At 42.9% G+C, this 11,594-nt stretch carries 9 protein-coding genes; 8 read left to right on the forward strand and 1 reads right to left on the reverse strand.

Going from position 1 to position 11,594, the window contains the following annotated elements:
• The first annotated feature begins 112 nt into the window (after window positions 1-112).
• Complete coding sequence (locus tag HXT45_RS03200) at window positions 113-1,333, forward strand: CAP domain-containing protein (protein WP_116689610.1); 1,221 nt, start codon at window positions 113-115, stop codon at window positions 1,331-1,333.
• Between the two features lie 155 nt (window positions 1,334-1,488).
• Here the strand turns inward: HXT45_RS03200 and HXT45_RS03205 are convergent, their stop codons facing one another.
• Entirely contained in the window at window positions 1,489-3,621 is a 2,133-nt protein-coding gene (locus HXT45_RS03205) for a M13 family metallopeptidase (RefSeq protein WP_421782256.1), read from the reverse strand.
• Window positions 3,622-3,712: 91 nt separating this feature from the next.
• On the opposite strand from HXT45_RS03205, the gene map reads away from it, so the two are divergent.
• The 7 genes from map (at window position 3,713) to HXT45_RS03240 (ending at window position 11,546) form a co-directional block, all read left to right on the forward strand.
• A complete protein-coding gene (map, locus tag HXT45_RS03210) occupies window positions 3,713-4,486 on the forward strand; it encodes a type I methionyl aminopeptidase (RefSeq protein WP_018641288.1) in 774 nt (257 codons plus the stop codon).
• A 130-nt stretch (window positions 4,487-4,616) separates the two neighbouring features.
• Window positions 4,617-5,738 carry a peptide chain release factor 2 gene (gene prfB, locus HXT45_RS03215; protein ID WP_004130635.1) on the forward strand — a complete coding sequence of 374 codons (1,122 nt, stop codon included), beginning with the start codon at window positions 4,617-4,619 and terminating at the stop codon, window positions 5,736-5,738.
• Window positions 5,739-5,849: 111 nt separating this feature from the next.
• On the forward strand, window positions 5,850-7,151 hold the full coding sequence (gene ftsE, locus HXT45_RS03220) for a cell division ATP-binding protein FtsE (protein ID WP_421781204.1): 1,302 nt from the start codon (window positions 5,850-5,852) through the stop codon (window positions 7,149-7,151).
• Complete coding sequence (gene ftsX, locus HXT45_RS03225) at window positions 7,151-8,074, forward strand: permease-like cell division protein FtsX (RefSeq protein WP_415704738.1); 924 nt, start codon at window positions 7,151-7,153, stop codon at window positions 8,072-8,074. Before ftsE ends, ftsX begins: the two co-directional genes overlap by 1 nt.
• Window positions 8,075-8,279: 205 nt before the next feature.
• The gene (locus HXT45_RS03230) at window positions 8,280-9,596 is read left to right on the forward strand and encodes a CHAP domain-containing protein (protein WP_421782288.1); all 1,317 of its coding nucleotides are present in this window, start codon (window positions 8,280-8,282) and stop codon (window positions 9,594-9,596) included.
• 53 nt (window positions 9,597-9,649) lie between these two features.
• The gene (smpB, locus tag HXT45_RS03235; protein ID WP_004130644.1) at window positions 9,650-10,138 is read left to right on the forward strand and encodes an SsrA-binding protein SmpB; all 489 of its coding nucleotides are present in this window, start codon (window positions 9,650-9,652) and stop codon (window positions 10,136-10,138) included.
• A gap of 481 nt (window positions 10,139-10,619) precedes the next feature.
• Window positions 10,620-11,546: an ABC transporter substrate-binding protein gene (locus HXT45_RS03240; protein WP_020759049.1), complete on the forward strand. Its 927-nt coding sequence runs from the start codon at window positions 10,620-10,622 to the stop codon at window positions 11,544-11,546.
• The last annotated feature ends 48 nt before the right edge of the window (window positions 11,547-11,594 follow it).

The following is an 11,594-nucleotide window of genomic DNA, read 5'->3' on the forward strand; positions in this document are numbered from 1 at the left end:
TTCTTTTGCAGCATAGAGTGAGCTTAGATTTTACTTACTTTCTACTTACTGCTATGTGAACATAAAATTGCTAATAGATAGTTATGTTCGTATACGAGAGAGGACTACACTTATGCGCAATAAGTTGCATGTGTTTTCTGTAAAGAAATGCCTAGCTGTTGCAACATCGGCTGTTGCTTGTGTGGCAATGATTGGATCTACTGCAGTATCTGCTAGTGCATTGGTTGATTTGCCTAATAACAGCGTTGCAAATGTTAATACAAATTGGCAGATTAAAGACAATAAAGTCGCAAGCTACATTTTAGGCGAAATACGTAATTTGCGCTTAAAGTATTATCAAGATGGCGTTACACTTCTTAATGGCATGCCTCTTGTAGACTATGTTGCTTCTAAGGGTCTTACAAAAGAGCAATATATTGATGGTATTCGCTACGATCGCGCAAACGAAGAAGATGCGTATCGTCGCGCAGAAGAGACTGCTAAGCATGGCAAGATTGATCATTTGGGTCCAGATGGCGTAAGCCTTCCAGACTACACTGGTCGTAAGGCTTGGGGCGAAAACCTTGCTTGGGGCGAAGATGCAAAAGAATCTATGCACGATTGGGCGAGGAAGGATGAGGAATCCCAATTGCATCAAGCTAATGGCATGATAAACAGTTATAACGCTCACTTATATCAGATTTTGAACCCAGAAAACATTTCCTTCGGCTATGGTGAAGCTAGTGGTGGTCCTTATGGAAAAGTATCTGCTTTAACTTTGTCAACTAAAGTTGGAGATACCGACTATCAAGATGGCAAGCTAAATAGCAATAACCCTACTCACCTTGATTTTGCTTGGATTGTTCGAGACAACGACATTGCTGTTGGTGCAAACGCATATAGCAATAAGACTCTTGAGTATCGTTGGCTTTCTTACAATTTGAGTACTCAACAGTGGGCAACTATTGCTGATTGGAGTACTGGAAACTGGGCTTCTTGGGTTACAAGGCCAGGCGACTATTGGTTGCATTGCGAAGTACGCGATCCTTATACCAAGAAAGTTATTTTAGAAAAGACAATTGCTTTCCACTACACAGTTCCAAGCCAAACAGTTATTACTGGAACCTATGCTGGTTGGCAAGGCAGTAGTGTTCTTCTTGGTGCATCCACTAATAATCCTAATGGCTCTACCAAGATTAAGATTTACGATTACAACGCTAAGCAGTGGGTTGAAGGATTTGATGGTCCTTGGGCTTTGTGGAGCCCACGTCCAGGTATCTATTGGACTCATTTTGAAGCATATGATAAGAACGGCAACTTGTCGGATGTTAAGACATACGCATTTGGCGTGTGAGTCTGATTAGCTGGTCTGATTATTTGGTCTGATTAGCAAGTCATATAAACATAAAAAGAATCAATATAAAAAGCCTGCTAACGTATTAAACGTTTGCAGGCTTTTTGTTTATATTATTTGTTTATGTTATTTTGCAATTTACAAAATGTTGCGACTTACCAAATGTGTACGCGCTTAGCAGGGTCGAGCCACATCTCGTCGCCTTCTTTAACGTCGAATGCGTTGTAGAACAAGTCAACGTTGCGCGCAATGCCGTTAGTGCGGCACTCTGCAGGGGAGTGCGGGTCGATTTGAAGGTATTGCTCCGCAATCTCGTTACGAGACTTTGAACGCCACACAAGCGCGTAGCTTAAGAAGAATCGTTGCAAAGCAGTGAAGCCATCTACCTTAGGAGCGTTAAGCAAAGTTTCGCGAATTGCATCGTCACTTCCGTCAATCTCTTGACCATTGCTCTTTTGCAAAGCAAAAGCGTACGCTTTAAGCGCAATAGTTACGCCGCTTAGATCGCCAATATTTTCGCCGATTGTTAAAGCGCCATTTACGTGAGGCATTGCATTGCGCTCTTCTTTGCTCTTTAAGTGAGAATACTTAACAATAAGCTGCGTTGGCGTAAAAGCATTGTATTGCTCAATAAGCGCTTTAGTGCGCTCAGTGAAGTTGGTTTTATCTTCTTCAGTCCACCAATTGTTAAGCACGCCGTCGCCATCGTATTCGCAACCTTGATCGTCAAAACCGTGGCCGATTTCGTGGCCAATTACTGCACCAATAGCGCCGTAATTTGCTGCGTCTGGAGCGCTTGGGCTAAAGAATGGCGGTTGCAAAATCGCAGCTGGGAACACGATTACGTTAAGCAGTGGATCGTAGTAAGCGTTTACGGTTTGCGGAGTCATCTGCCACTCTTCGCGATCCACAGGTTCTCCAGCTTTTGCAGTATACCTACCAAACACAAATCGAGAAACTTCGCGCATATTCTCAATTAAGCCAGCGTCTTCCTTAATATTTAGAGCAGAGTAGTCAATCCAATGGTTTGTATAACCAATATTTGGCTCAAACTTGCTAAGCTTTTCCAAAGCCTTTGCCTTAGTTTCCTCGCCAAGCCAGCTGCTGTTAGAAATCGATACGCGGTATGCGTTAATAAGATTGCTAACTAAGCCTTCCATGTACTTTTTAGAAGACTCAGGGAAGTGCAAGCGCACATATTCGCGGCCAACTTCTTCGCCGCAAGCATCGTCAACAACTCCGATTGCGCGCTTCCAGCGGTCGCGTGGCTTGGTGGCGCCAGAAAGCACTTTGCCGTAGAAGTCGAATCTAGCTCCAGCAAAGTCCTCGCTTAACATGCTTGCCCAGCACAAAATCACATGAACGCGTGCCCAAAGCTTTAGATCTTCTAAGTCGGCTTCTTGCCAAATCTTATTCAATCCTTCTATAAAGCTTGGCTCGTGAACTACTACTTTGCTAAAAGCTTTACGAAAATCTATTAGCTGATTCTTTGCTTCTTCCGAGTTATCGTAAGCTTTTTGAGCAGCATCTAAGAAGGCGTCAAGATTTAACGCTTCAAGCGTTTTTGCCAAATCCGCATAATCGTAAGGATTATAAGTTTTTTGAGAATCGCGTGTTGCTACATTATCCCAATGGTTGCTTGCGATTTGTGTCTCAACCTTCAAGAAACGTTCTGATTGCTCGCTTGTAGTAGTGGCATCTCCGTAACCAGCTAATCGCAGCAACTTTGCTACCATTTTTACGTATTCAGCGCGAATCGGAGCGTAATTATCTTCGCGGTAATATGCTTCGTCTGGCAAGCCCAATCCAGCCTGCTCAATGTGCATAATATTCGTCTTAGGGTCTTTAGGGTCTCCGCATACGCCAAAAGCAAACATTGCATTTGGACCGCCGTATGGAGTAAGAGAAGCAATAGTGCGAACTAAGTCTTCTTTGCTGCTGGCTGCATCAACAGCGTCTAAATCGCTCTTAATTGGCGTAATTCCAGCTTTTTCAATAGATGCAGTATCTAAATAGTTACGGTATAAGATTCGCGACTTTTTGGCTGGGCAATCTTCGCTTTCTAAAATATCTCGAATTTGCGTCTCTGCATCTTCTGCAAGCTTGTAGAAAGCACCAAACATTGGCTTATCTTCTGGAAGAGTGTAAGTGTCAATCCAAGGACCGTTTACGTAGCGGAATAAATCGTCTTGTGGTCGAATAACTGAAGAGAAGGAAGCTGGGTCAAAATTTACAGCAGAAATTTCCTTCTGCGATTCTTTATTATTATTTTCATTGTTATTAGGCATGTGCCTAGATTACAAGTATTAAGCGACATCATTGGCTAGTATTTTCGCCATATTTTGTGCTATTTTCGTGCCTGCGCGTTAGTCTTAAATCATGATTGAACTTAAAACTCCATCCGAAATTGAAGCTATGAAGCCTGCGGGTCGCTTCGTTGGTAGTATTCTTAAAGATTTACAAGCAATGACAAAAGTTGGTACAAATCTTCTTGAGATTGATGACTTTGTTCGCCAACGCATTGTGAGCCGTAAAGGTGCATCTTCTTGCTATGTTGATTACGCTCCTGATTTTGGAACTGGTCCTTTTGCGCACTACATTTGCACTTCTGTAAACGATGCTGTTCTTCATGGCGTTCCTTTTGATTACAACCTTAAAGACGGCGATTTGCTAACGCTTGACTTAGCGATTAACGTTGACGGATGGGTTGGAGATTCTGCTGTTAGCTTTGTTGTTGGAAAGCATGCAGATCCTGAGGATTTGCGATTGATTAAGTGCACGGAGGAAGCGCTGGAAGCTGGCATTAACATGGCTCAGCCAGGCAACCGTCTTGGGGATATTTCTGCAGCTATTGGATGCGTTGCTCACGAGTATGGTTACAGCGTAAATCTTGAGTTTGGAGGTCACGGAGTAGGCCATATTATGCATGGCGATCCGCACGTTCCTAACGATGGCACAGCTCACCACGGCTACAAGCTTCGCCCAGGCTTGGTTATTGCTATTGAGCCGTGGTTCTTAAAGACTACTGACGAGATTTATCAAGATCCAAAAGACGGTTGGACTCTTCGATCTGCTGACGGTTCGCGCGGTGCTCATAGCGAGCATACGATTGCAATTACAGAGAATGGTCCAGAGATTTTGACTGTTCGCTAAACTTTTAATAGTAATTGTGTAATTACTTGTGTAAATAATTGCGTAAAGTTTTAGCATAAAGCGTTAAATAGCGTTAAATAGTAATTGCGTAAAACGAACATAATAGAACATAAAGAGGTACTTTAAGTAAATGGCGGAATTTGATTTTGCTCAAGCGTTAAATGATGTTGAAGCAAAGTATTCTTCGATTTCTAAAGCAATAGATATTGATTCGCTTAAGTCTACGATTGCAGATTTAGAAAAGCAAGCTGCACAGCCTGGACTTTGGGACGATTCTGAGCACGCTCAGCAAGTTACGAGTAAGCTTTCGGCAGCTCAGTCTCAATTAAAGCGTTTGCAAGCTGTAGATCAGCGCATTGAAGATGCTAAAACTTTGATTGAGCTTGGGCAAGAAGAAGGCGATGCCGATTCTATGAGCGAGGCTCAAGAGGAGCTTGGCGCTATTGCTCACGAGTTGGACGATATGGAAGTGCAGACTCTTCTAGATGGCGAATACGACGCGCGTGCAGCTGTAGTTACTATTAGATCGGGAGCTGGCGGCGTGGATGCGGCTGATTTTGCGCAAATGCTTCTTAGAATGTACTTGCGTTGGGCAGAGCGAAACGGCTACAAAACTAAGATGATGGACACGTCTTATGCAGAAGAAGCTGGTATTAAATCTGCGACTTTCCAGGTGGATGCTCCATACGCGTATGGTCGTCTTTCTGTAGAAGGCGGAACTCACAGAATGGTTCGTATTTCGCCATTCGATAATCAAGGCAGGCGTCAAACTGGCTTTAGCGCAGTGGAAGTAATCCCACTTGTTGAAGCTACGGATCATATTGACATTCCAGATTCCGACATTCGCGTAGATACTTTCCAAGCGTCTGGCCCTGGTGGACAAGGCGTAAACACTACGTATTCTGCTGTTCGTATTACGCATTTGCCTACTGGTTTGGTTGTTTCTATGCAAGATGAGCGCAGCCAGATTCAGAACCGTGCTGCTGCAATGGCAGTTTTGCAATCACGTTTGCTTGTGTTAAAACATGCGGAAGAAGCTGCGAAAAAGAAGGAGCTTGCTGGAGATATTAAGGCAAGTTGGGGAGACCAGATGCGCTCCTACGTTCTTCACCCGTACCAGATGGTAAAGGATTTGCGCACAGGCTACGAGACTTCACAAACTCAAGCTGTTTTCGATGGAGATATTGACGGTTTTATTGAAGCTGGCATTCGCTGGAGACACGAGCAGCGAGTTGCTGCAAAGCGCGGATAATTGCGTCTAGGTTGTTTTGACTTAGCGTAAAGCGCCTAAAATCAAAAACAATCTATAAGATAGTAAAAAGTAAAGAATATCGTTCAATAGTTCGTAAAGGAAAATGCAGATATGTCTCTGATTTCGCTAGAACATGTGTCGAAGATTTATCCTAAGGGCACGCGCCCCGCTTTGGACGATATTTCTTTAGACGTTAATCGCGGCGACTTTGTGTTTCTTGTTGGTGCTTCCGGGTCCGGTAAAACAACGCTTTTGAGCTTGCTTTTGCGAGAAGAAGAAGCCACAAAGGGCGAGATTCACGTTGCTGGCAACGACTTGAGACGCCTTGTAAATCGCCAGGTTCCGCAGTATAGAAGGTCGCTCGGCTTTATTTTTCAGGATTATAAGCTGCTTAATAATAAAACTGTGTATCAAAATGTGGCTTTTGCACTAGAGGTTATTGGCACAAGCCGCTCTACGATTAAGTCGCTTGTTCCGCGAGTTTTGGAAACAGTTGGTTTAACTGGCAAGGAGAATAATTATCCGCACGAGCTTTCGGGTGGTGAGGCTCAGCGAGTTGCGATTGCTCGCGCGTACGTTAATCATCCGCAAATTCTTCTTGCAGACGAGCCTACTGGAAACTTGGATCCTACAACTTCGCTTGGAATTATGGAAGTTTTGGACGCCATTAATCGCACGGGCACTACGATTGTTATGGCTACGCACAATGAGGAAATTGTTAACTCTATGCGAAAGCGCGTTGTGGAGCTTCATTCTGGTCATATTGTGCGAGATGAGCACGAGGGTTCTTACGATTCTGCGCTTTACTTCCCAGACGCAGATGTTGAGCAAAAGTCGAAAGCTCAACAAGCTGTAGAAGGAGACTCCATTAGTGCGGCTGTTGCTGATTCTAAGGGCGATTCTAAGAGCGAATCAAATGGCGGTTCAAATGGCGAATCTAGCTCAAATGCTAATAGTCAATCGCCTATAAATGCAAATGGTTTTGATGAGTCGCAAGAAAATTATCGTTTTATGTCTAAACGTGCAAAGCGTGCAGTTCAAGCAAAAAAGGCAATGGATGCTGTTGCTCAAACTTTGCAAAATGGGTCTGATTCTAATGAGGGCATTGCTCGACTTGCGCAATCAGTTCATTCTGGTAGAACGGGTAGATATGGCGAAGTTTTTCAGCCTTTAGAAACAACTATGACTTGGGGGCGTGGGCTTTCGATTCCGCCTGCTCCTCCTGCAAAAAAGTTAGAAGATAAGGGTGATGCCAGTAGCGTTGACGAGTCGAATGAAACAAGCTCTAATAGCAAAGCTAGCGATAGTAAAGCGAATAAAACAGAAATAAATAAAACAGAAGTAAATAAAAGCGAAGCGAATAAAACAGAAGTGAATAATAGCGAAAATCTTAAGAACGAAGGAGACGAGTAATGCGATTGCGATTCATATTCTCCGAAACGTGGATTAGTTTACGCAGAAACGTTTCTATGATTATTTCGGTAATGCTCGTTACCTTCATATCGTTCTTGTTTATAGGCGCATCTGTTCTTATGCAAGCACAAATCACAAAAGCTAAGGGCGATTGGTACGACAAAGTAGAAGTGGTTGCGTGGCTTTGCCCAGATGGTACGAGTCAGGCAGCATCTTGCGCTTCTGGAAAAGCTCCAACAAAGAGCGAAATCGTAAAGTTAGAAAACATTATTAACCAAGAACTTGGCTCAGACGTTTCAAACATAACTTACGTTAGCAGAAGTGAGTTTTACAAAAACACTTTTCTTAAGCAATATCCTAATGGCTTATATCAAGGCCGCACTTTAACAGCTGCAGATATGCAAGATTCCTTGCGACTAAAGCTTACAAATCCAACAAAATATCAAGTTGTTTCCGAAGTTCTTTCTGGGCGTGAAGGCGTAGAAGAAGTTGTGGATCAAAGGCAGATTTTTGACCCCGTGTTTAGTGTTTTGAATCACGCAACAGCTGTGACTATTGTGCTTGCTGCAGTTATGGTTGTTGTAGCGATTATGCTTACAGGCACTACGATTCGCATGTCTGCGGCTTATAGAAAGCAAGAGACGGAGATTATGCGACTTGTTGGTGCTTCTAATTGGACTATTCGCATGCCGTTTATTTTAGAGGGAGCGTTTGCCTCTCTTATAGGCTCTTTGCTATCGGGTTGCGCGCTAAGTGTTGTTGTTAAAGTGTTTATTACGGATTGGCTCGCACAAAACGTTCGTTGGATGCCGTTTGTTAATCAAGCAACTGTTTGGATGACTGTTCCAGCGTTGGTTATTGGAGCTGTTTTGCTTTCAATAATCGCCTCTGCGTTTGCTTTGAGACGATATTTGCAAGCGTAAATTGTCTTAAATATAAATATAAGTGATATAAAACTTAAGATTGGTTTGAAACGCTTACGGTTAATAAGATTTTTAATGTATAATTCGCATTAGTGCTTGTAAAGGTTGAAAGGAAAGCAAGTTGGGTAGAAAGTTTGAAAGCAAAGGATGCTATTTTTACTATTCTAAACGCGTTGTTACTAGCGTGATTGCGCTAGGCGTTCTTATGCTTTCTGCATTTACTATTCTACTTGCGTATACTCCTTTGCGTGCGAATGCTGTAACAATGCAAGATTACAACAGAAAAGTGCAAAGTAATGCGGCTCTTAGAAAGCAATTGGCTGGAGTTAGTAAGCAGCTTGCAGATAAGATTTTAGAGCTTAATGATATTAACGAGCATCAAATTCCAAACCAGATTCGAGCAGCTCAACAGGCTCAAGATCAAGCGCAACAAGCAATGAGTCTTGTTGAATCAACAAATCAACGTTTGCAATCTGCTCAAAAAGATAAGCGCGATTTGGAAGAAAAGATTAAAAAAACTGGCGAAGATTTTGACGACGCAAAGGCTGCTGTGGCTCAGCTTGCGCGAAAAAGTTTCCACGGTTCAAACGCTTCTAATGTAATGGCTATGGTAACCAATTCAACAACTACCGAGCAATTTGTTGGAAAACTTCAATCGGAAGCTGCTGTTGTTCGTAGTGAGGCGAATGCTGCTAACGATGCTGCTGTTACTTTGAACAACTCAATGAATAGGCGTCAGCGTTTGGCTGCTATAGAAGATGAGATTCAAAAATTAAAGCAAAAAGCTCAAGATCAAGCGCAAAGCGCGCAAGCTGCAGCAAAAGCTGCTGTAGATAAGCAGCGTTCTTTGCAAAATCTGCGAGACCAGGGAAGTGTTCTTAGAAAGCAGTTGGAAAGTCAAAAGAACAGTCTTACGTCTCGTACTGCTCGTGAGGCTGCAGAAATCGTTGCGTTAAAGTCTCAAATCGACGCTCAAGCTAGGGCTTTGGCTGCGTCTGCTGCAGCTCGCATGAATCCAAATGCTAATCGCCAACAAATGCGTGGTAGTGGCTGGAGTGCGCCTTATTTGCCTGCGTTGCCTCTTTCTAATGGTGCTGCAAGTGGTATGAATTACTCAGTTCCTGGCAATTGCCCTGCTGGTTCTGGTAATTGCTACGGACATAATACTGGTAATACTGCTGGAGGTTCTGCATACCCTGCTCGCCAGTGCACGCTTTGGGCATATTTGCGTAGGTCGCAGCTTGGTTTGCCTGTTGGATCATTTATGGGAAACGGCGCAGAGTGGGCAAATTCTGGGCGCAGACTCGGTTATCTTGTAAATCGCACTCCACACGTTGGTGCCGTTATGGTGTTTTCTAGAGGTGCTGCTGGGTCCGACCCTACGTACGGCCATGTTGCTGTTGTTGAGCGTGTAAATTCCGATGGCTCCGTGCTTATATCCGAAGGCGGTGTTGGGTTTGCAACTTTCCCGTCTTATAGGACTATCAGCAATGCTGGAAACTATGAGTACGTTCACTATTAATTTTTAATTTTTATGATTTGATTTAGGTATGACTCGATTTAGGTTGGTGTAGTTTGGATAAGAAACCTGGTTCAGATGGTACTTTAACTGTTGCAAGGAATAAGAAAGCTAATCACGACTATGCGATTGAAGATTGCTACGAAGCAGGTATTGCGCTTACTGGAACCGAAGTTAAGTCTTTACGAGAAGGCAGAGCTTCTTTAGCTGAAGCGTTTGTAAATATTGATAGACGTGGTGAGATCTGGCTAGAAGGCGCAAATATTCCAGAGTATCTAAATGGAACGTGGAATAATCATGCGCCAAAACGCAAGCGTAAGCTGCTTCTTCATGCTGTTCAAATTGCTAAGCTTTCTAGGCAAATTGAAGCTAAAGGTTATACGATTGTGCCTTTGAGAATTTATTTTAAGGGCAGCTACGCTAAAGTTGAGATTGCTTTGGCGCGAGGCAAAAAAGAGTACGATAAGCGTCAAGCTTTGCGCGAAGAACAAGATAAGCGTGAGGCGTTGCGCGCTATGCGATACAAGAATATGCAATCTAGGTGATTTTCTGTATTGCGCGACGACCTGCCTTTTCGCTTAGAGCGTAGCGCGCGAACAACACAACACGACGCAAATTCAGTACAAACGCACTACATAAACACGCAGAACTGTAGTGCGATTGTACCGAATTTCAGCGTTTTTTAATACAAACACACTACACAAACAAACAAAACCGTAGTGCGTTTGTACCTAATTTCGGTGTTTTTTGATACAAACACACTACAGCATGCGGAAAAGATTGACGGGTTTTGCAGTACGACACGCCGTATATTATTCATTTTTACGAATAATATACGGCTTTTTGATTTGTAATTCGTTATTTTTCGCTATTTTTCAGCATACGCGTGTATGGCAATTTATGAATATTCAGTTTTTGTATTTTAATAATCGCAATTTAGTAGCAATATCGTGTATAGTTATGCATATCACTGTAAATTATAAGTTATTTATTCTTTAAGATTGAAGGATTGAACAGGAGAAGAAAATGCTTAAGTCAAATAAGATTTTTATGCTAGTTAAGCCAATTGCTGCAATTGCAACTCTTGCATTGATTGGATGCACATGCGCTTGCGGCCCTGCTGATTCTAAAGCAGCAGACCCAGATGTGGCACGCAGCTACGATGTAAGCAAAGTTCAAAAAGACGAAGAGATTGAAAAGCTTGTTCCAGAAAGCGTTGCAAAAACTGGCGAGCTAACTGTTGGCGTAAATGTGAGCTATGCTCCAGCGGAATTCTTTGCTGCAGATGGAAAAACTCCAGTCGGCTACGAAATCGACTTTTCTAAAGCGCTAGCAAAGTTGATGGGCTTAAAAGCAAAGATTATGCACGCGCAATTCGATTCCATTATTCCAGCAATCGGAAGCAAGTATAACGTTGGAATCTCGGGCTTTACCGTAAACGCTGAGCGTATGAAGTCAGTTGATTTTGTAACGTACGCAAACGCTGGCTTATCTTTTGAAGTTCGTAAAGGAAACCCAACTAAAGTAGATACAAAGAATCTTTGCGGCAAAAAAGTTACATTAGAAACTGGCACTGTTGGCGAGCCGATTATGGAAGAAGCCAAAAAGCAATGCAAGGCGAATAACAATAAGCCGCTAGAAATCTTAAGCTTTAAGGATCAGACAGATGCCACTACAGCTTTGCTTTCTGGCCGTGCAGACGTTATGTATGCCGATACTCCTGTTGCTGGATACGCTGCAATAAAGAACAGTGGAAAGCTAGAGATTCTAGAAAGCAGCAACGATGCGGAGCCAATGGGTGCAGCCGTTAAGAAGGGCGATGCTAAGATGCTAAAGCTTATTAAGGCCGCAATTGATAAGCTTATGAAGAATGGCGTTTACAAAGACATTCTAAAGAAGTGGGGTGTTGAAAACGTTGCCATTAAGGAAGCGCAAGTAAACCCAGAAGTATGATCTTAAAGTTGGCGTGCGTTTACAGTTACTGCATAAGTAAAATCGCAC

The sequence above is a fragment of the Gardnerella sp. DNF01199S genome (genome assembly GCF_049244155.1).
In the GTDB taxonomy this organism is placed as follows: Bacteria; Actinomycetota; Actinomycetes; order Actinomycetales; family Bifidobacteriaceae; genus Bifidobacterium; species Bifidobacterium piotii.

What these genes read in the sequence shown, in the direction of transcription:
- ftsX (WP_415704738.1), top strand. Translation starts at nt 7,151, where the DNA reads ATGCGATTGCGATTCATATTCTCCGAAACGTGGATTAGTTTACGCAGA.
- HXT45_RS03205 (WP_421782256.1), bottom strand. Translation starts at nt 3,621, where the DNA reads ATGCCTAATAACAATGAAAATAATAATAAAGAATCGCAGAAGGAAATT.
- HXT45_RS03240 (WP_020759049.1), top strand. Translation starts at nt 10,620, where the DNA reads ATGCTTAAGTCAAATAAGATTTTTATGCTAGTTAAGCCAATTGCTGCA.
- ftsE (WP_421781204.1), top strand. Translation starts at nt 5,850, where the DNA reads ATGTCTCTGATTTCGCTAGAACATGTGTCGAAGATTTATCCTAAGGGC.
- HXT45_RS03200 (WP_116689610.1), top strand. Translation starts at nt 113, where the DNA reads ATGCGCAATAAGTTGCATGTGTTTTCTGTAAAGAAATGCCTAGCTGTT.
- map (WP_018641288.1), top strand. Translation starts at nt 3,713, where the DNA reads ATGATTGAACTTAAAACTCCATCCGAAATTGAAGCTATGAAGCCTGCG.
- HXT45_RS03230 (WP_421782288.1), top strand. Translation starts at nt 8,280, where the DNA reads ATGCTTTCTGCATTTACTATTCTACTTGCGTATACTCCTTTGCGTGCG.
- prfB (WP_004130635.1), top strand. Translation starts at nt 4,617, where the DNA reads ATGGCGGAATTTGATTTTGCTCAAGCGTTAAATGATGTTGAAGCAAAG.